Raw genomic sequence first — 20,338 nt, 5'->3', positions numbered from 1 at the left:
CCAACATGGTCAGCCCACTTCCTGTAATTACTTGGTGATTACGAAACCTTTGAGCTTGCCAAAAGCCGCATCGATCAGCGCTTTTTGCTGTTCGTTGTGCTTGGCGTAATAGCCCACGGCAGGAGAAGCTGAAGCCGGACGGCCGGCATAACCCAAGCGTTGTCCCTCGGCCAGGTTTTCCAACACATTGTGTTGAATCTGGAACCAGGGGCCCTGGTTTTGCGGTTCGTCCTGACACCACACCACATCGGTCAAATTGGGGTACTTGCGCAGTTCAGCGCTCAATGACTTGTGCGGGAATGGATACAGTTGCTCAACCCGGGCAATTGCAACATCTTTGATGTTGCGTTCACGGCGAGCAGCTACCAGGTCGTAATACACACGGCCTGAACAAAGCACCACACGTTTGACCTTGCTGGCTTCAAGTTCGCCTTGATCACCAATCACTGTCTGAAAATGGCCCTTGGACAGGTCTTGCAAAGAAGATGTGGCCTCTTTGTGGCGCAACAAAGACTTCGGCGTCATGATGATCAATGGCTTGCGGAACAAGCGGATCATTTGACGGCGCAACAGGTGGAAAATTTGCGCCGGCGTTGTGGGCTGGCATACCTGCATATTGTTCTCAGCGCAAAGCTGCAAGAAACGTTCAATGCGGGCAGACGAGTGTTCAGGACCCTGGCCCTCGTAGCCGTGTGGCAACATCATGACCAAGCCAGAAGCACGGCCCCACTTCACTTCACCCGATGAGATGAACTGGTCGATCACTACCTGGGCGCCGTTTGCGAAGTCACCAAATTGTGCTTCCCAAATTACCAGGGTATTCGGTTCGGCAGTTGAGTAACCGTATTCAAAACCAAGTACGGCCTCTTCTGACAATACGGAATCGATTACGGTGAAAGGTGCTTGGCTTTCAGAAATATTTTCCAGAGGAACGTAGGTGCCCTCGTTCCACTTCTCACGACCCTGATGATGCAACACAGCATGGCGGTGAGTAAATGTGCCACGACCACAATCCTGACCAGTCATTCGAACCGCGTAGCCCGACGAAACCAGTGAAGCGTAGGCGAGGTGCTCGCCCATGCCCCAATCCAACTGGGTTTCACCCTGCCCCATCGCAGCACGGTCGGCGATTACTTTCTGTACCAAGGGGTGAACCTTGAAGGTTTCTGGCACGGTGGTAATACGCTCGGACAAGCGCTTGATTTCAGAAACAGGCACAGAGGTGTCGGCCGCGTCAGTCCACTTCTTGTTCAAGTAAGGTGACCAATCCACTGAAAACTTGCTTTTGTAATTGGTCAGCACAGGGTCGGCGCGATTGTGCTTGCCTTCGTCCATCGCGGCGCGGAAGTCAGCCACCAATTTCTCGGCGCCGTCTTCTTTCAGCAAGCCCTGCATCACCAAGCGCTCTGCATACAAGGCACGGGTGCCAGGGTGCTGGCCAATTTTCTTGTACATCAGTGGTTGGGTTACTGCTGGCGTGTCTTGTTCGTTGTGGCCAAGCTTGCGGAAACACACAATATCAATGACCACGTCTTGCTGGAATTCCATGCGGAAGTCCAAAGCCAACTGGGTAACAAAAATTACCGCTTCAGGATCGTCGCCATTCACGTGGAACACGGGCGCTTCGATCATTTTGACCACGTCTGAGCAATACAGCGTGGAACGGCTGTCGCGGGGGTCGGAAGTTGTAAAGCCAATCTGGTTGTTAATGACGATATGAACCGTACCGCCGGTGCCGTAGCCGCGGGTGTGTACCAGGTTCAAGGTTTCCATCACAACACCTTGGCCGGCGAATGCAGCATCGCCGTGCACCAGTACTGGTAGCACTTGCTTGCCTTCCTTGTCGCCACGGCGTTCCTGGCGTGCCTTTACTGAACCCTCGACTACAGGATTAACGATTTCAAGGTGCGATGGATTGAATGCCAGTGACAAGTGCATGGGGCCACCGGGTGTGGTGACATCGGACGAGAAGCCTTGGTGATATTTCACGTCACCGGCAGGCAAATCATCGGCATGCTTGCCTTCAAATTCTTCAAACAACTGGCTTGGGCTTTTGCCCAGAATATTTACCAGTACGTTCAAGCGGCCTCGGTGGGCCATACCAATAATGGTTTCTTGAACACCGTTGGCACCGCCACGCTGAATGACATGGTCAAGCGATGCAATAAAAGACTCACCACCTTCAAGCGAAAAACGCTTTTGACCCACATAACGTGTATGCAGATAACGCTCCAAACCTTCAGCGGCAGTCAATCGCTCAAGAATGTGCAATTTTTCTTCGGTCGAAAGCTGGGCCGTGCCCAGGCTGGTTTCCATTCGTTCCTGCAACCAACGCTTTTGGGCGGGGTCACTGATGTGCATGTATTCAATACCAATGGAGCGGCAGTAGGTGTCGCGCAGTGCCTTCACGATATCGCGAAGGGTCATTTGATCTTGGCCGAAATACGTGTTGGTGGCGGAGAACGTGATGTCCATGTCCGCCTCGGTCAAGCCATAAAAGGCGGGATCAAGTTCCGGGATGTTCGGGCGTTCCTGTCGTTTGAGCGGATCGAGATCGGCAAAGCGGGAGCCCAGGAAGCGATATGCGGCCACGATTGACTGCACATGCACCTGCTTTTTGGCCACTTCCAAGTCGGCGGACTGAATCTGTGGCTGCAAGAAACCTTTTTTGGCACGTTGCGCAAAAGACTGCACGACCGGCGCATGGGCGACGTCTTTCTCGTTCACGTCACCGTGAGCGGAAGGAACCATCTGCAGTTGGTCAAAATAGGCGCGCCATTTGTCTGGCACAGAGCCTGGGTTGTCCAGGTAGGCCTCGTACATTTCTTCGACATAGGGCGCATTGCCCCCGAACAAATACGAGTTTTGTTGAAATGATCGCATCATTTGCGCTTCACCTTTTTCCGAGTTTCTCGTTTCAAAGATGTGGGGTTCGGACTCGACCTCGGCAATCGCCATCGGACCGAATCCCTACACACGTGGGTTAAACCGCACTCCCCGTCTGGTATGTAGGGCTCCTGCCCCTAACCAGATAGCAAAAAACAGCCAAAAAGACTGTTTTAAGAGTAAGCCCAAAGCATAGCAGATTAGAGACCTCACCCTAAACCGATCCGACCGGCAAGCTGCAAATGTGTGGTTTTGAAGTGACGCTCTCACGATCGTCAGTTAAATCTCCACCCGTGCGAGCGATCCCCACTCTACGAGGGGATCACTCTCATGACAAATAACAGGACCATACATACTTATTCCACCGAAGGGATAGGCACATGGCAAGCCGCAAATACCGGGGCATCGAGATTGATGTTGCCCACATCGACATGGCGAAGAATATTGACAGCGTGCACGAGCTGATTGATGAACTGCGAGACCTTCAGTCAACCTGGAACAGTCTGAGCCTTCTGGGTGAACTGACACAGGTGGGCACCGAGATTTCCGACACCCGCCAGCACTTCCAGCAACTGGCTTGTGATCTGACAAATTTTCTTGTGGAGCAATCCACACACCAGGCCATTGAGTTACTTTCGACTCGAGCACAAAATTCAATCGATATTCTGATTCGAAATTTGTATGAGCGCACAGCGGACATCGGCTTTTTGGCCACTGACCCGGTATTCAGTCAATGTTGCGACGATCATCAAAACACACCGCTCACCGACACTGCCGCGCATGAAGTAACTCGAAGAATGCGCGACTATGTGACCAATTACTCGGTTTACAAAAATGTGATTTTGATGGACGCACAGGCCAAGGTAATTGCTGACATGCAAGGGAAGCTGACCGCAGGTACGTCACTGGAATGGCTCAAAGCGCAGGTGTTGGGTTCAGCCAACTATGTGGAGGCATACCGCCCCGTACAGGAAGATCCAACGGACCTGAAAGACGAATTAATCTATGCCTGGAAGATCGGCTTGGCGGGTCAAATCAAAGGCTACATCGCCCTTGTATTTAATCTTGAGCAAGAAAGTGAAGCCCTGTTTTCCAAAGTGGTGGGTCGGCGTAACGCTGCCAGTCAACCCGAATGGCGGGTGTGCGGTGTCAGCGACACGCAGGGCAAGGTTCTTGTATCCAGCAACCCCCAGTACATTGCACCCAACCAGACCATTTGTTTGCCGGAAAACTCCGATTGGGGATTGGCGCAAATTGGCCCGATGGCTTACCTGTGCTGCGTGCGCTCAACACGAGGATATCAAGGCTACGCGGGGCCCGGCTGGAAAGGATTTTGTCTGGTGCCACTGAGTCATGCGTTCAATACCAATCACAGCAATACGAATAGATTGCCTGAAATTGACAAAAAAGACGGACTGATTGATCACCGAATTTTAAAAATTCAGGATCAGGCTGAGCAAATACAGCGACAACTAAATCGAAGCGTATGGAATGGCAACATGAACCAACGCGAGGTCAAAACAGACCTGGGCGGCTCATTCAGCAAAACCCTGTTGTGGGAAATTAGCCGAACAGGTGAACGAACCAAAACATTGTTCACCAACTCCCTTCACGACCTGGTTCAAACTGAAATCAATGGCTTCCAAATCGAACAACAAGCGCGAGCCATGCTGGCGATCGATTTGATGGACCGAAATCTTTACGAACGTGCGAACGATTGCCGATGGTGGGCACTGAATCCGACACTGCGCGATGCTTTGGTGCAGATCAACGACACCGCTGCACGAGCGCGGGCCATGGATTGCTTGAAACATATTCACAGCCTTTACACGGTGTACACGAATATTTTACTTTTGGACCGCACAGGCCATGTGATGTGCGACAGTGCACAACTAACCGAGCCCGGCACATACATCGAAGCTGCCTGGGCCAGGCAAGTGATACAGCTGAAGGATCAAACCCAGTATTGCGTGTCGGAATTTGAATCAACCCCACTGTATCAAGACCGACCTACTTACATTTACGCAGCAGCCATCTTCGAAGACCCCAGTCACCCCACTGAAGTCACTGGCGCCATTGCACTGGTGTTCGACAGTGAACCACAGTTTGAAGCGATTCTTAACGAATCAATGGGCGACAGCAAACACAAGGCCTTTGCATTCTTTGTGGATGAACAGAATCGAATCGTGTCTTCGACCACCGATCAGTTTTGCGAAAATGGCCGATTGAACTTGCCTGTCAAGCGCAGACTACCCTTTGAAAAACAAGGCAATGAACTGGGTTACTTCACGCATGAAAACCGCCTGATTGCCTACGGCAGTTGCAATTCAGGGGCGTACCGCGAGTACAAAAGCGATTCTAGCGCCTATCAGAACAATCTGATTTGCGTGTATGGCCTGAATATTGGCGCTTTGGCGAAAAACCGAAATAAGCCGATTGAAATGAACTTTGATGAATTTCGACAAACCGGGCTGAAAGAGCAAATGGTGGATGTTGCGTCGTTTCGCCTTGGTCAGTCCTGGTATGGGCTTGACAGCGAGGACGCAGTAGAAGCCTTTTTGTGCGACCAAATTGCTCGAATGCCAAATACGCCCAACTGGATTGTGGGCACCACGCTGCACAAAAATGAGTCTGTCACCTTGGTAAATCTCGAACAAGTTCTTGAATCGAAGCCCTGTCCTGTACTCGGCTTGAAAACTCGGAAACAAATGATTCTGTTGAAAACCGGGAAGCACCGCGCGAGAATCGCCCTCGCCGTGGATGATCTGGGCGAGATACCCAGCCTGCCCATGTCTGCGATTCAAGAGTCAGCCGGCTTAAACACAAAATGCAGCATTGTTCAGGGGCTGATACAAACCGGATCCGGAATAGTTGTCATGCTGAATATCGAGCAACTTCTGAATCAGCTGGAAGCAGGTATAAAAAAAGCCCCCAACACAGGTCAGGGGCTTTTACAGAAAGTACTACGACGCGTGGATTAGCGCTGATCGATTGGCTTCACATCGCGGTGTGCTGCACCATTGAACAACTGACGTGGACGACCGATTTTGTATTCAGGGTCAGCGATCATTTCGTTCAATTGGGCGATCCAGCCCACGGTGCGAGCCAGCGCAAAGATGGCGGTGAACAATGGCACAGGAATACCAATCGCCTTTTGAACGATGCCTGAATAAAAATCCACGTTCGGGTAAAGTTTGCGTTTTACAAAGTACTCATCTTCCAGCGCAATTTTTTCCAATGCCATGGCGATTTTGAACAAGGGGTCGTCATGCAAGCCGAGCTCATTCAACACTTCATGACAGGTTTCACGCATCAGCTTCGCGCGTGGGTCGTAATTTTTGTAAACGCGGTGACCAAAGCCCATCAGGCGCACGCCTGAATCTTTGTCTTTCACTTTGGCGATGAAATCGCCAATTTTCTCAATACCACCGTTGGCCTGAATTTCAGACAGCATGGTCAGGCAAGCTTCGTTCGCACCGCCATGCGAAGGGCCCCACAAACAAGCCACGCCCGCTGCAATCGCCGCAAACGGGTTGGTACCTGACGAAGCGCACAGACGAACAGTTGAGGTTGAAGCGTTTTGTTCGTGGTCGGCGTGCAGGATAAAAATTCGATCCATGGCGCGAACCAGTACATCGTTCACTTGATACTCTTCACATGGATTGCCAAACATCATTCGCATGAAATTGGATGTGTAGCTTAGTGAGTTCTTCGGGTAAATATTGGGTGCGCCAATGCCATACTTGTAAGCCATTGCGACAAGTGTCGGCATCTTAGCAATCAAACGAATTGCTGAAATGTCGCGCTGGTTTTTGTCCATCAAATTCATGGAATCTGGGTAGAAAGCAGACATACCACCCACCAAACCAGTCATCACAGCCATTGGGTGTGCATCGCGGCGGAAGCCACGCAAGAAAAAGTTCATTTGATCGTTCACCATGGTGTGCTTGGTCACCAAGTCGTCAAAAGTTTGCTTTTCCGCAACGTTGGGCAACTCGCCATTCAACAGCAAATAACACACGTCCATGAAATCACAGTTTTGTGCCAATTGCTCAATGGGGTAACCGCGATAAAGCAATTCGCCTTTGTCTCCGTCAATATAAGTAATCGAGGAGTTACAAGCGGCTGTAGACAAAAAACCGGGGTCGTAAGTGAACTTGCCGGTTGAACCGTACAGCTTGCGAATGTCGATCACGTCGGGACCAATGGTGCCTTTGTGAATGGGAAATTCTACCGAGGGGGTGCCGTCGGAAAAAGACAGCGTGGCCTTGTGTTCTGTGCTCATCGGATTTCCTTCTATTAGATTGAAATTAAAGATCTCGCATCATCTGGATTACCTTGCGCACATCAGGTGTGTCCAGACTGCCTTCTGGCTCTTTTCGGCCAAGAAACAGGTCGAGCAAAACGTTGTCAACTTCTTCGAACAGCACGGTAAGTGCCTGCACGTCCTTGTTGGTCAACTCCATCTCATGCCTGTCGAAAAATCGTTCGATAATCAGGTCATTTTCCAACAAACCGCGTCGAGCGCGCCAGCGTAGGCGCGCGCGTTGACTTGGATCAGCCTGATGATTCTGGTTAGACATAAGCTACAACAAAAAAAACGGGGTTTTGCAGTGCACAACCCCGATTTGGTTAAATAATTCCGAACAACTGTTCTAGACGGCGCGACGAACCATCAATTCCTTGATCTTGCCAATTGCCTTGGTGGGATTTAGCCCTTTGGGGCATACGTCCACACAGTTCATGATGGTGTGACAGCGGAACAAGCGATATGGGTCTTCAAGATTGTCCAGGCGCTCACCAGTGGTTTGATCGCGGCTGTCTGCGATAAAACGGTAGGCTTGCAGCAAACCGGCTGGACCCACGAACTTGTCGGGGTTCCACCAGAATGATGGGCAACTGGTTGAACAGCATGCGCACAGAATACATTCATACAAGCCATCCAGTTCTTCACGCTCTTCGGGCGACTGCAAACGCTCTTTCTCAGGGGGTGGCGTTTCGTTCACCAAATAGGGCTTGATGGAATGGTATTGCTTGAAGAACTGGGTCATGTCCACAATCAAGTCACGCACCACGGGCAGACCAGGCAGCGGCTTCAATACGATGGGCTGTTTTAAGTCGCGCAAGTTGGTAATACAAGCCAAGCCGTTTTTGCCGTTGATGTTCATGGCATCGGAGCCACAAACACCTTCGCGGCAAGAGCGGCGGTAAGCGATTGACTCGTCCACATCGCTTTTGATTCGCATCAACGCGTCAAGCAACATTTTGTCGGTCGGTTCTAGCTCAACTTCCAGCTTTTGCATTTTTGGCGCTTCGCCCGTGTCGGGGTCGTAGCGATAAATTTCAAAACGTACGATTCTCTTTTCGCTCATTTTTTGTACCTCTTAACCTTGATTAGAACGTCCGCTTTTTAGGCTGGAAGGTTTCAACTGTGAGTGGCTTCAAGTTCACTGGCTTGTAATCCAGGCGGTTGCCTTCGGAATACCATAGGCTGTGGCGCATCCACTTGTCGTCATCACGCTCCGGGAAGTCGCGGTGGGCGTGTGCGCCACGGCTTTCTTCACGGGCAGCTGCCGACACCATGGTGGCCTTGGCAGTTTCCTGCAGATTGGCCAATTCCAGAGCTTCAACCAGTGCCGTATTAAACACTTTGGATTTGTCTTTCAGATGGATGTTTTCTGCCTGCAAAGCCAAGTCGTTGATCTTGGTCACGCCAGCTTCCATCAGTTCCGTAGTGCGGAACACGCCACAGTGGTACTGCATGCCTTTGCGAATAGCATCGGCTACAACACGCACGTTTTCGCCACTGGTGGATGTCATCAGCTTGTCGACACGCGCCATTGTTGGATCGGTGCCATCGGCTGGCAATTCTTTGTGGGTGCGGGCTTTCAGGTTGCTGTTGACGATGTGATTGCCAGCCGCGCGGCCAAACACGATCAAATCAAGTAGTGAGTTCGTGCCCAAGCGGTTTGCGCCGTGTACAGATACGCAAGCACATTCGCCGATGGCATACATGCCATTGACGATTTCGCTGGCGCCGCCCGGTACTTTGGGTGCTACAACCTGACCATACACATTGGTTGGAATACCGCCCATTTGGTAGTGAATGGTTGGAACTACAGGAATCGGTTCCTTGATTGGATCGACGTTTGCAAACTTGATCGCGATTTCGCGAATCGAGGGCAGACGCTTCATGATGGTGTCGGCGCCCAAGTGGTCGAGCTTCAACAACACATAGTCTTTGTTGGGGCCACAACCACGGCCTTCCTTGATTTCCTGGTCCATTGAACGGGACACGAAGTCCCGTGGGGCCAAGTCTTTCAGGGTTGGGGCGTAACGCTCCATGAAACGCTCGCCTTCACTGTTCAGCAAAATACCACCTTCACCGCGAACGCCTTCGGTCACCAGAACACCAGCTCCGGCCACACCCGTTGGGTGGAACTGCCAGAATTCCATGTCTTCCAGAGGAATGCCAGCGCGTGCTGCCATGCCCATGCCGTCGCCAGTGTTAATGAAGGCATTGGTAGAAGCGTCCCAAATACGGCCTGCGCCGCCTGTTGCGAACACGGTGGTTTTGGCTTCCAAAACCATCATTTCGCCGGTTTCCATTTCAAGGGCAGTTACACCGACCACGTCGCCATCGGCGTCGCGGATGATGTCAAGCGCCATCCATTCCACAAAAAACTGAGTGCGCGCGCGCACATTGCGCTGGTACAGGGTGTGCAACAGGGCATGGCCTGTGCGGTCGGCTGCAGCGCAAGCACGCTGAACCGGCTTTTCACCGAAGTTGGCTGTGTGACCACCGAATGGACGCTGGTAAATTGTGCCGTCTGGGTTGCGGTCGAAGGGCATGCCGAAGTGTTCAAGTTCGTAAACAACCTTGGGGGCTTCACGACACATGAATTCAATCGCGTCTTGGTCACCCAGGTAATCGGAACCTTTAACGGTGTCGAACATGTGCCAGTACCAGCTGTCATCCGACATATTGCCCAGGGAGGCGCCAATACCACCCTGCGCAGCCACGGTGTGGGAACGTGTGGGGAATACTTTGGACAGCACGGCTACATTCAGACCAGCCTCTGCCAACTGAAGCGAACAACGCATACCCGCGCCACCCGCACCTACGATTACCGCGTCGAATTTGCGACGTGGAAGGGAAGTTTTAACTGCAGTCACTTTTAGACCCTCCAGAGAATGTCAGCAGCGTAGCCGGCGGCACCAAGCAACCACAACGCTGTAAATACTTGCAAACCAAGGCGAATGCCGGTGGGCTTTACGTAGTCCATCCAGATGTCGCGAATACCAATGTAGGCGTGATAGCACAGGGATAAAAATGCCAGCAAGGCCAAAATCTTGCCCAGTGGAAACGACAACACCGTGAAGTTGAAGAAACCAACCCACTTTACATAATCAATGTCAGGCGTGAACAGAACAGCCAAGAAAAGGCCGATTGTGTACAAAGACATTATCACTGCGGTGATTCGCTGCGCAACCCACTCTTTCAAACCGTAATGTGCGCCGACCACAAGGCGCTTGGAACCAATATTATTGCCCATAATTAAAACACTCCAAACAATTTCAGGCCGAACAAAGCGGTAAGGCTCAAGCTAACAGCGAACACAATGCCTGCGCTTTTGCTGGCAGCGTACTTTTCAGTGCCCACATGCATGTCGAGTACCAAATAACGGATGCCCGCGGCAAAGTGGTGCATGTAAGACCAGATCAAGCCCAGCAAAACAATTTTTACCAAGGGGCTGCTGACCAATGACTGCATTTCAAGGAAAGTAAGTTCGGAAGTGATGCTTTTGTCAAAAAGGGGCAACAGAATAATTGGAAGTGCCAAAAACAACACTGCTCCACTAACGCGGTGCAGGATTGAAAGCTTGCCAGCCAATGGCAGCCGGTATTTCAGGATTTGTGTAATATGAATATTCCGGTAGACCGGACGTTTCTTCGCAACAGTGTTTGACATGCTCGTGTTCTTATAAAAGTGATTGGAAAACGGGCTGAAGCCCTAAGCCTTGCGGCTTGAATCATTTAAAAAAACCAATATCGGATCGTTGAATATTTTGACTCAAATTGGCCAATGCTTAAAGCATGATGTTTTTGATTTTGAGTGCGAAGTGAAACAAATGCATTCTTTTGCCCGCTAAAGACTTGTATCAATTCAATACAATTCATTCCTGTATGAAAACCTGTCGGTCAAATACCAACCGCGGCGCAACTCCACGGGTTTGTCAGCATACGTCATTGACAGGCGCTCGACCAGTAACAAAGGCGTGCCAGTCTCGACCTGCAGGATAGTGGCATGCTCGGCCTGCGCACTGACGGCTTTGATGTGTTCTTTGGCGCGCAGCATTCGAACATTGAAATTGCTCTCAAGAAAGCCATACAGCGTGGAATTCCATTGCTGAAGACGTTCCAGGGTAAGACCTTTGTACTGAGATGCAGGCAGCCAGATTTCGTCAAAAATTCGGGGCACGGTGTCAAAACGCATCACGCGCTTGACGACAAATACGGAATCACTGGGTTTGATGTCAAGTAATTTGGCTATCTGTGAACTGGCGCGAACACGCTCAACCGACAAATACGTGGACTTTGGCTTCACGCCGGGTTCTTCATCGGCAGCCAGGCGCAAAAACCGATATTCTGATTTGGCCTCATTGTGCGTGGCAACAAAAGTGCCCCGACCCTGTTTTCGATCGACGAGATTTTCAGCCGCCAGTTCATCAATGGCTTTGCGCACCGTGCCTTGGCTTACGCCGTAGCGCACTGCCAATTCCGTTTCAGACGGAATTGGCTCGCCCGGCTTCCATTCGCCATCTTGTAGGCTTTTCAACAGCAAACCCTTGATTTGCTGGTAAAGCGGGCTGAACGTGGGGTTTACAGGCTGCAAAGTGTATCTCGGTCTTGTTTTTTCAGATTAATGTGTATCTTATATCTTATAGAGGACTTTTAGAAGTTAAACCCTTCTAAACCACCAGATTAGTCAACAAGGTGTCAGCGTTTAGCGCTAAACTATGGCCTTCGATTTTTAATCCTTTGGAGTGTTTAACATGACCAAACCCGCAATGCGAGTTGCAGTTACAGGCGCTGCCGGCCAAATCGGCTACAGCTTGTTGTTCCGTATCGCCAATGGCGACATGCTGGGCAAAGACCAGCCCGTGATTTTGCAGTTGCTGGACATTACCCCTGCCCTGCCTGCGGTGAAAGGCGTGGTCATGGAACTGGAAGACTGTGCTTTCCCATTGCTGCAAGGCGTGGTAATCACTGACGATCCTGCGACAGCCTTCAAAGATGTTGACGTTGCCTTGCTGGTTGGCGCACGCCCCCGCAGCAAGGGCATGGAGCGCAAAGACCTGCTGGAAGCGAATGGCGCCATTTTCACGGTTCAAGGCAAGGCACTGAACGACAACGCCAAGCGCAACGTGAAAGTATTGGTTGTGGGTAACCCTGCCAACACCAACGCTTACATCGCCCAGCAATCCGCTCCAGACCTCGACCCGAACTGTTTCACTTCCATGCTGCGTCTGGACCACAACCGCGCGCTGAGCCAGGTTGCGGCCAAAACCGGCAAGCCAGTTGCTTCCATCGAAAAGTTGGCTGTGTGGGGCAACCACTCGCCCACAATGTACGCCGACTATCGCTTTGCAACCATTGACGGCGCATCCGTGAAAGACATGATCAACGACCAGGAATGGAATGCAAACACCTTCCTGCCAACCGTGGGCAAGCGTGGTGCGGCCATTATTGAAGCGCGTGGCCTGTCCTCTGCAGCTTCTGCTGCAAACGCAGCCATCGACCACGTTCGTGACTGGGTCTTGGGCACCAATGGCAAGTGGGTGACCATGGGCATTCCTTCTGATGGTTCTTATGGCATTCCAGAAGGCACTCAGTTCGGCTTCCCTGTGACCTGTGCAAACGGAAAATTTGAAATTGTGAAGGGTCTGGAAATTGATGCATTCAGCCAGGAGCGCATCAACATTACCCTGAACGAACTAATGGAAGAACGCGAAGGCGTGAAGCACTTGCTGGCCAAGTAATTCACAAGTGTTTCGTGATAAAAAGCCAGCAGCAATGCTGGCTTTTTTTATTGGTAACCAAGGAATTCAAGCGTGAAAAAGCACAACCTGGATTTGTCGACGATTTCGACCATCTTGTACAGCGAAGACCATGCGCAGGTAAGCCTGCCCGTTTGCGACCACTACACTGGGCGCCCAAAATATTTTGAGAAATCGCTACAAATTCGCGCCGAAATTGGCGCGTGCTTTGACATTACGCTAGACCTTGAAGACGGTGCAGTAGTGGGTCAGGTGACGGAAATTGCCACTTGGGCCGCACAAAGCCTGGTGGACTTTTCAGCCCGCTACGGCAGCGAAACCCGCCGACCCGGTGTGCGCTTCCACCCGGTGCAAGACCCAGCATTCGAGCAGGAATTGCCCATCGTACTGCGAGAAGGTGTACCTGCCCCCGCTTATTTGATGCTACCCAAACCCGAGAATTTCGATGATGTAAAGCTTGCTATTGCCCGAATTCGCGAGCAATGCGCCAAGGCCGGGGTTGAAGCACCACCCTTGCATGTGTTGATTGAAACACATGGCGCCCTGGCTGCAGTGCACAATATTGCAGGCCTTGAGGAAGTCGAATCGCTTTCATTTGGAATCATGGATTTCATTTCCAGCCACCGAAGCGCCATTCCAAAAACTGCACTGAATTCGCCTGGCCAGTTTGAAAACCCGCTGGTGCGCCGCGCGAAGCTTGAAATTTCTGCGGCTTGCCATCGATATGGCAAAGTACCCTCGCACAATGTGACCCGAAATATTCGCCAGCCCGAAATGGCGGCTGAAGATGCGCAGCGGGCCAAGCGCGATTTTGGTTTTACGCGCATGTGGAGCATTCACCCGGATCAGATTGTGCACATTGTTTCGGCCATGCTGCCCACCGATTCTGAAGTAGAGGAAGCGGTGCAAGTGCTGACAGAGGCTGAAAAAGCAGACTGGGGGCCAATTCAGATTAAAGGCGAACTACATGACCGTGCCAGTTACCGCTACTACTTCGAGGTTATGAAAATGCGGGCAAGGTAGTTCATACACTAGGCCTTATATGAGGTGAGTACAACTTCCGCAGCCGATTCGCGCAATGGAATGATGGCTTGGTAAGCGGGAGAGTGGAACCAGCCACTCGCCGCTTTTGAATTCGGAAATTGGATAATGACGATGTCCGTATATGGGTTGGACAACGCAAAGACTTCTGTTTGCTTACCACGAAAAATTACCTTGGCCCCCCAAGGCGTTAGGGTGTCCGCAACTTGGTCGCGATACTGTTGCCATCGAGCAGGGTCAATTATCTTGATTTGTCCCACCATGAAAACTGCGGCGTTTGATTCACTCATGCACCTTCACCTTGTTCAGCAATTTCCTTTTTTCGCCTGGCCCGGCGGGCAGAAGCCACCACCGCCATGCCCCCCACCGTGTGGATCAACCACCACCGAACCTGAAGGAGTGTAAACTGCACAACTACTTAGCAGCAAAGCTGCAGCAAGCAAAGACCATGCTTTTTTCATTTCTGACAGATCCTTTTTAAAGTTAACGTGGCCCGACGTTGGGCGCTTGGGGTTTTATACCGCCAATAACGAATATGATTCGTTCAAGTTGACCGCATGACACTTGCATGCATTCAGAAAACTTCATTTCTTAAAGGTCGCGGGCCAATTTTGAATCAAAAACCAATTACGAATCAGCTTCGCCAAAGGCATCCAATCTTGATGGCAGCAGCTATTGTGATTGCGACTATTACATTTTCGGTCGTCATTTTTGAATTAATGGGTTGGCCCTTTCTTGCCAAACCGGCTGAACGCTGGCTTGGAGAGACACTTGAACGCAAAGTGGTATTAACCCAGGACGATGACGAAGACTCAGCTTTTAAATTGCGGTTGATTGGCGGCGTTCGACTGACATTAGGAAACTTTGAATTGGGTGCCCCAAGTTGGAGCGAAGCACCGTACATGGTCAAAGGCAAGAACGTGACCCTGGAGTTGAACTACAGCGACTTGTTGGCCTGGCGTGGCGAGACGGGCAGCGCCTTGAACATCGACACTTTGAAAGCCGATGTGCTTGATGCTCATCTTGAGCGCCTTGCCGATGGTCAAGCTTCCTGGCAGTTCGCCGGAAATGACCCTGATGCAGAATCCAAGCCTGTACCCACTTTCGGCCTGTTGGCAATCAAAACTGGCAATGTACGTTACAACGATGCACAACTTGACTTGGATCTGAATGCTGAACTTTCACTGCAGGAAGGGCAGACCGACGGCGACGCATTGAAGGTCAGCGCGCAAGGCGATTACCAAACCAAAAAGCTTAACATCGACCTGGCATCGACCGGCGTATTGCCTTGGGTAGCGAAAGATGCGGATCCCATACCGGTCGACCTGAAAATAACATTGGGCACCGCAAAGCTTGCATTCAAAGGGATGGCGACCGACGCACTGAAGTTGCAAAAACTGTCGGGTCGATTTGTAGTGAGTGGTCCGTCATTGGCCTCAGCAGGTGGGGCCTTGGGCATTACGCTGCCAAACACACCGCCATTTCGAACAGAAGGTGAACTGATTCGTGACGCAAGTACGTGGAAAGCGAACTTCACCAATGCAACGATCGGCGAAAGTCGCTTGAAAGGCGATTTTGTTTTCGAAGGTGACAAAGACCAACCTTTATTAACAGGCGTACTAAAGGGTTCCTCGCTGGTGCTTGCCGACTTGGGACCCACAGTAGGCGCGCCAGTGTCAAAAAGCAATCAAGTGAAAAACCCCAGTGGTCGGGTTTTGCCGGACAAACCTTTTGATTTGCCATCACTTCGCGCCATGAATGCAGATATTCGAATTGACATCGACAACCTGGATTTGGGAAGTGAAATTTTAAAACCCTTGCGACCTTTACGTGCGCACTTGCTGCTGACAGATGGGGTGCTCCGCATTTCAGAGATTGATGCGAAAACAGCTCAAGGCGAAATGGCAGGCATGGTTCAGCTTGACGGTCGGGAAGACGTTGCAATGTGGGAAATGGACCTGAAATGGGAAGGCGTACAACTTGAGCAGTGGTTGGCGATACCGCGCGCAGCGCAAGAGCCACCCTACTTCACGGGGCGGATGAATGGTTTTGCAAAATTGAAGGGACAAGGGCAATCCACCGCCCAGATACTGGGAAGCCTGGCTGGCACTGTAAGAACACAGGTACGAAATGGGACGATGTCGCACTTGGTGATTGAAGCAGCGGGCCTGGATGCGGCAGAGGCTTTGGGGGTGTGGTTTCGCGGAGACGATGTGCTTCAGATGACCTGTGCCTATGCCGACCTGCTGGCTGAAGATGGCGTACTTCGTCCCCGGGTATTCGTAATCGATACGAAAGATTCTGCGCTGTGGGTGAACGGTGGCATTTCCATGAAAACGGAAGCACTTGATTTACGCGTCGTGGTGACACCCAAAGATTTCAGTCCAATGAGCCTGCGCACACCTTTGTTGGTGAGAGGCACGATGGCAAATCCCGATGTATCGCTGGAAAAAGGCCCCTTGGCGGGCAAAATTGCGGGTGCGGTGCTTCTTTCACTGATTAATCCGCTTGCCGCTTTAATTCCTTTCGTGGATTCCGGCACACCTGACCCAGATCAAAGTGCAGAAAATAAAGGTTGTTATGACCTGGCGACACGCAGCAAAGCACAACGAGAAAAGAATTGAGCAAGACCCTGCACCCTAGAAATTTGCACAAAGATGGTTACGATTTTGATGCGCTTGCCCTTGATTTTCCCGCGCTTAAAAAACACGTAAAATCCAACAAGTACGGCACTGAGTCCATTGACTTTGCCGACCCTGCCGCGGTGAAGGCTTTAAATTGTGCGCTGCTAAGGCACCACTATGGCATCGCAGGTTGGAACGTGCCGGAAGGCTACCTGTGCCCGCCCATTCCAGGCCGAGTGGACTACATTCACTATGTGGCCGACCTGCTTTCCAACAGCCGCATTGGGGCGTCCGATTCCCGCCAAGTCAGAATGCTGGACATTGGTACTGGGGCCAATGGTATTTATTCACTGCTGGCTGCAAAAGCTTACGGTTGGCATTGTTCGGGGAGCGAAATTGACCCGCTTGCATTGAAGAATTTTGCCGCAATTCTTGATCAAAACGAAGTGCTGAAGCAGTTGATTGACTTGCGCCTGCAGAGGGACAAGCGAAAGATTTTTGAAGGTGTGATCAAGCCAGGTGAGAAATTCGACCTGACTGTGTGCAATCCACCCTTTCACGCTTCGCAAAAAGAAGCCATGAAAAGCAATCAAAGAAAGGTTAACAGCTTGGCATACAACCGGGGTGAAAAACCCGCCGCCAGGGCTCAGCCAGCGCTGAATTTTGGTGGGCAAAAAAATGAGTTGTGGTGCGAAGGCGGAGAAAGCGGTTTTTTGCAAACCATGATCAATGAAAGCGCTTTATTCGGCAAACAATGCCGCTGGTTTACCACGCTGGTTTCAAAATCGGAAAATGTGGGACAAGCAAAATGGCTGCTGCGCAATGTGGGTGCCCGAGATATTCTCGAAGTGGAAATGGAACAAGGCAACAAGACCACGCGCATTGTGGCGTGGTCTTTTGCTTGATTAGCCGCGGCGACCACCTGCCAACAACAGCAAGGCACCAGCCACAATGGCGGCCACACCAGCCCACATGGGTACATTCACATTTTTTTCCTGGTCAACTGTAATTTCCAGTGTGCCGATTTTTGCAGCGGTGGTTTCTTCGGTGTAGCTGAAACCGCCGTATGCCAAGCCCAAGGTACCTGCAACGATCAACAGAATTCCGATTAGTTTGGTGGCTTGCATTTTTTATAGTCCTGAAGAATTGTAGTGGAGTGTGCAGTAACGGGCGAACCCTGAACATGTTATACACGGTATTCGATGCTCGACGTTCAAACGAATTTCCCTAGAGAGCGGACCACCCTTTGACAGGGTGATCCACAAGCGACTTTTTAACGCTTGGCGATGATGTAAACCGCGTGAACAATACCGGGGATATAGCCCAGCAAGGTCAAGATAATATTGATCCAGAAATGTTTGCCGATGCCCTCTTGCAAAAACACGCCCAAGGGTGGCAACAAAATCGCGATCAGTATGCGGATAAGATCCATTAATTCTCCTTAAATTTAAAAGATGTGTGTAGATAGTGCCGTAGCGTTGGCTAAATACCAATGATTAACGCAGGGCGGACGATGGCGTGGACTGAATCAGTCTTGAATCTTGCCCCGAAGCGCTTTGACCTGCCCGCGAATTGATTTGCCTTCCAGGCGACGTTGCTTGGAACCCAGGGTGGGCCGGGTTTCGCGACGTGTTTTCACCGGTTTTGAAACTTCAGCAATTAATTCATTCAACCGGGCCAGTGCATCGACCCGGTTCTGTTCCTGGCTGCGGGTGGTTTGCGCTTTAATCACAACAACACCTTCTTTGGTCACTCGCTGATCTTGCAAGACCAATAACTTTTCCTTGATGAATTCGGGCAGCGAAGACGAACGAATGTCGAAACGCAAGTGAATGGCGCTGGATACCTTGTTGACGTTCTGGCCACCCGCACCTTGGGCGCGAATGGCGGTAAATTCAACTTCTGATTCTGTAATTTTTGGAGCAATGTAGGACATAAATGAGAGCTTAGCGGAAGCAACGACTGATCAACCCTTGAACCCTCAAAAACTCAAGCAATACGACATATCAATTTACTTTTCCCAAACGCCATACGGTTGAACGGCTTACCCCCAGACCTGCTGCAACCATCTGCACCTGTCCATCAGCCAATTTCAATGCACTTTGAACAATCGCAGCTCGATCGGCCTTGGCTGCACGGCTGTAGGCCAAAGCCAATTCGTTCATTGTGGTGAATTCATGACTGGAAGCAGGTGCTTGTTCTGCCACGGGCGGTTTAAACGCTTTCTGGAACAAATCTGGAAACCAAGTTCGCCACGATAAAACATCGTTGTCCTGGAGCATTAGTACCGCCGCCCTGCGACAAACATTTTTCAACTGCCTGATATTTCCGGGCCATGGCAAAGTTTGCAAAACTGGCAAAGCCAGTTGAAGAAATGCGTCAAAACGCGCCTTGCTAACCCGAACCGGCGTGGTGCGTAGAAAATGACCCGCCAATTCAACAATGTCTTCAACACGTTCCCGCAGGGGTTGGATTTGAATCAACATTTCATTCAAGCGGAAATACAGGTCTTCGCGAAACCGCCCTGCCTCAACGGCTTGTTGCAAGTTCACATTGCTGGCAGCCAGCAAGCGAAAATCAACTTTGCGCGAAGCCGCTGAGCCAATTCGACGCACGGTGCCGTCTTCCAGAATGCGCAGCAATCGTGTTTGAAAGGCCAAGGGCATGTCGCCAATTTCGTCGAGAAATACAGTGCCACCTTGCGCACTTTCAAACATGCCTGCGCGCCCGCCCTTTACTGCGCCGGAAAACGCGCCTTCCTCGTAACCAAACAGCTCGCTTTCAAGCAAGGTTTCAGTCAGCGAAGCGCAATTAATGGCCACAAACGGCTTGCCAGCGCGCGAGCCGGCCGTGTGAATGGATTGCGCAACCAATTCTTTGCCAACCCCTGTTTCACCTTGAATGAGTACGGAAAAATCAATGCCACCACAAAGCCGTATGGTGCTGCGAAGCTTTTGCACAGCTGCGCTATTACCGATTAAATCTTGCTCGGTGTGGTAAGTGTAGGCTTGGCTGCTGCGCCGCACCCCACCAGTTGCCTTGGCACTGGCCAACCGTATTGCTTCTTCAAACGCTTTCACTACGCCCTGGCGGGAATAAATCAGAATTGCTTCAAGGCCCATTTCCTGTGCAATTTCAGTAACCAAGCCTGAGCCCACCACCACCTTCACGCCCAATTGCGCCAATTCCCGTACGGCACGGCGCGCGTCTTCCGGGGTGCGGTAGGTGCGGGTGTTCAAGGGAACATCAAAAGCGCGGGCAAACTGTTCAAGCTCATCGAAAGCATGTTCATAGCTGACTAAGCCCACCGCTGCCGATGATTTTCGTGCAGAAGCCAAAGCCTGCATGACATCGAAACCATCGGTGCGAATAATGACGAGTGGTGCTTCAAGCTGATTCAGCAGAAATGCACCATTGGAACCAGCCGCGACAAACACGTCGGCCGTGTCGGTGTAGTAGCGGTTGCGCGCATAGGCCAAAGCGTCTTCATAAGCCTTGGGTACAAGCTCAATATTGGCTGAACCTGTGTAATCGCGGGAAATTTCGCGCAGCGTGCCTGCCAGCGCACTAATACTGAACACCACTACTCTGGGTTTCATTAAAAAGACCTTGCGTTACATTTGAAACATCACTTGGTTTCATATTATACAAATATGTTTCAAAATACCATTCAATTATTCTAGAAATCACCTCATATATGTCGTTTAAATAATTGTAAAAAAATAA

At 51.0% G+C, this 20,338-nt stretch carries 19 protein-coding genes; 5 read left to right on the top strand and 14 right to left on the bottom strand.

The features are described from left to right. Positions 1 to 27 precede the first annotated feature (27 nt). Positions 28 to 2,886 (bottom strand): 2-oxoglutarate dehydrogenase E1 component, encoded by a 2,859-nt coding sequence (locus tag NSP04_RS12865; RefSeq protein WP_257512758.1) that lies wholly within the window; start codon positions 2,884 to 2,886, stop codon positions 28 to 30. A gap of 380 nt (positions 2,887 to 3,266) precedes the next feature. Here NSP04_RS12865 and NSP04_RS12860 point away from each other — a divergent pair, with 380 nt between their 5' ends. After that, positions 3,267 to 5,867: a chemotaxis protein CheW gene (locus NSP04_RS12860; RefSeq protein WP_257512757.1), complete on the top strand. Its 2,601-nt coding sequence runs from the start codon at positions 3,267 to 3,269 to the stop codon at positions 5,865 to 5,867. Here NSP04_RS12860 and NSP04_RS12855 read toward each other — a convergent pair. The 7 genes from NSP04_RS12855 to NSP04_RS12825 all read right to left on the bottom strand — a co-directional run bounded on the left by NSP04_RS12855 (position 5,864) and on the right by NSP04_RS12825 (position 11,782). Then, a complete protein-coding gene (locus NSP04_RS12855) occupies positions 5,864 to 7,171 on the bottom strand; it encodes a citrate synthase (protein WP_257512756.1) in 1,308 nt (435 codons plus the stop codon). The two genes, NSP04_RS12860 and NSP04_RS12855, sit on opposite strands and share 4 nt — an antisense overlap. Positions 7,172 to 7,196: 25 nt before the next feature. After that, entirely contained in the window at positions 7,197 to 7,469 is a 273-nt protein-coding gene (locus tag NSP04_RS12850; protein ID WP_257512755.1) for an FAD assembly factor SdhE, read from the bottom strand. A 72-nt stretch (positions 7,470 to 7,541) separates the two neighbouring features. Then, positions 7,542 to 8,258, bottom strand: a complete 717-nt coding sequence (locus NSP04_RS12845; RefSeq protein WP_257512754.1) for a succinate dehydrogenase iron-sulfur subunit — start codon at positions 8,256 to 8,258, stop codon at positions 7,542 to 7,544. Positions 8,259 to 8,280: 22 nt separating this feature from the next. After that, entirely contained in the window at positions 8,281 to 10,062 is a 1,782-nt protein-coding gene (sdhA, locus tag NSP04_RS12840) for a succinate dehydrogenase flavoprotein subunit (RefSeq protein WP_257512753.1), read from the bottom strand. A gap of 2 nt (positions 10,063 to 10,064) precedes the next feature. Continuing rightward, entirely contained in the window at positions 10,065 to 10,445 is a 381-nt protein-coding gene (gene sdhD / locus NSP04_RS12835) for a succinate dehydrogenase, hydrophobic membrane anchor protein (protein WP_257512910.1), read from the bottom strand. Continuing rightward, positions 10,445 to 10,858 (bottom strand): succinate dehydrogenase, cytochrome b556 subunit, encoded by a 414-nt coding sequence (sdhC, locus tag NSP04_RS12830; protein WP_257512752.1) that lies wholly within the window; start codon positions 10,856 to 10,858, stop codon positions 10,445 to 10,447. The genes sdhD and sdhC overlap by 1 nt, the downstream gene beginning before the upstream one ends. A gap of 195 nt (positions 10,859 to 11,053) precedes the next feature. Beyond that, positions 11,054 to 11,782: a GntR family transcriptional regulator gene (locus NSP04_RS12825; RefSeq protein WP_257512751.1), complete on the bottom strand. Its 729-nt coding sequence runs from the start codon at positions 11,780 to 11,782 to the stop codon at positions 11,054 to 11,056. A 160-nt stretch (positions 11,783 to 11,942) separates the two neighbouring features. Here NSP04_RS12825 and NSP04_RS12820 point away from each other — a divergent pair, with 160 nt between their 5' ends. Together NSP04_RS12820 and NSP04_RS12815 are read left to right on the top strand one after the other, a co-directional pair. Beyond that, on the top strand, positions 11,943 to 12,929 hold the full coding sequence (locus NSP04_RS12820) for a malate dehydrogenase (protein ID WP_257512750.1): 987 nt from the start codon (positions 11,943 to 11,945) through the stop codon (positions 12,927 to 12,929). A 72-nt stretch (positions 12,930 to 13,001) separates the two neighbouring features. Continuing rightward, complete coding sequence (locus NSP04_RS12815) at positions 13,002 to 13,970, top strand: HpcH/HpaI aldolase/citrate lyase family protein (RefSeq protein WP_257512749.1); 969 nt, start codon at positions 13,002 to 13,004, stop codon at positions 13,968 to 13,970. 8 nt (positions 13,971 to 13,978) lie between these two features. Here the strand turns inward: NSP04_RS12815 and NSP04_RS12810 are convergent, their stop codons facing one another. Together NSP04_RS12810 and NSP04_RS12805 are read right to left on the bottom strand one after the other, a co-directional pair. Then, the gene (locus NSP04_RS12810; RefSeq protein ID WP_257512748.1) at positions 13,979 to 14,278 is read right to left on the bottom strand and encodes a DUF1330 domain-containing protein; all 300 of its coding nucleotides are present in this window, start codon (positions 14,276 to 14,278) and stop codon (positions 13,979 to 13,981) included. Then, complete coding sequence (locus NSP04_RS12805; protein ID WP_257512913.1) at positions 14,275 to 14,400, bottom strand: hypothetical protein; 126 nt, start codon at positions 14,398 to 14,400, stop codon at positions 14,275 to 14,277. Before NSP04_RS12805 ends, NSP04_RS12810 begins: the two co-directional genes overlap by 4 nt. 250 nt (positions 14,401 to 14,650) lie before the next feature. On the opposite strand from NSP04_RS12805, the gene NSP04_RS12800 reads away from it, so the two are divergent. Further along, positions 14,651 to 16,612: an AsmA family protein gene (locus tag NSP04_RS12800; RefSeq protein WP_257512747.1), complete on the top strand. Its 1,962-nt coding sequence runs from the start codon at positions 14,651 to 14,653 to the stop codon at positions 16,610 to 16,612. Continuing rightward, positions 16,609 to 17,517 (top strand): 23S rRNA (adenine(1618)-N(6))-methyltransferase RlmF, encoded by a 909-nt coding sequence (gene rlmF / locus NSP04_RS12795; RefSeq protein WP_257512746.1) that lies wholly within the window; start codon positions 16,609 to 16,611, stop codon positions 17,515 to 17,517. The genes NSP04_RS12800 and rlmF overlap by 4 nt, the downstream gene beginning before the upstream one ends. Here the strand turns inward: rlmF and NSP04_RS12790 are convergent, their stop codons facing one another. From NSP04_RS12790 to prpR, 4 genes are all read right to left on the bottom strand, one after another. Next, entirely contained in the window at positions 17,518 to 17,739 is a 222-nt protein-coding gene (locus NSP04_RS12790) for a hypothetical protein (RefSeq protein ID WP_257512745.1), read from the bottom strand. It lies immediately after the preceding gene. 146 nt (positions 17,740 to 17,885) lie between these two features. Then, complete coding sequence (locus NSP04_RS12785; RefSeq protein ID WP_257512744.1) at positions 17,886 to 18,044, bottom strand: YqaE/Pmp3 family membrane protein; 159 nt, start codon at positions 18,042 to 18,044, stop codon at positions 17,886 to 17,888. 96 nt (positions 18,045 to 18,140) lie between these two features. Beyond that, positions 18,141 to 18,548: an alternative ribosome rescue aminoacyl-tRNA hydrolase ArfB gene (gene arfB, locus NSP04_RS12780; RefSeq protein ID WP_257512743.1), complete on the bottom strand. Its 408-nt coding sequence runs from the start codon at positions 18,546 to 18,548 to the stop codon at positions 18,141 to 18,143. Positions 18,549 to 18,618: 70 nt separating this feature from the next. Beyond that, a complete protein-coding gene (gene prpR, locus NSP04_RS12775; protein ID WP_257512742.1) occupies positions 18,619 to 20,211 on the bottom strand; it encodes a propionate catabolism operon regulatory protein PrpR in 1,593 nt (530 codons plus the stop codon). Between the last annotated feature and the right edge of the window lie 127 nt (positions 20,212 to 20,338).

The organism is Limnobacter parvus (assembly GCF_024623725.1).
In the GTDB taxonomy this organism is placed as follows: domain Bacteria; phylum Pseudomonadota; class Gammaproteobacteria; order Burkholderiales; family Burkholderiaceae_B; genus Limnobacter; species Limnobacter parvus.
The sequence above is the reverse complement of the archived record's forward strand: the minus strand, read 5'-3'. Positions and strand labels throughout refer to the sequence as shown.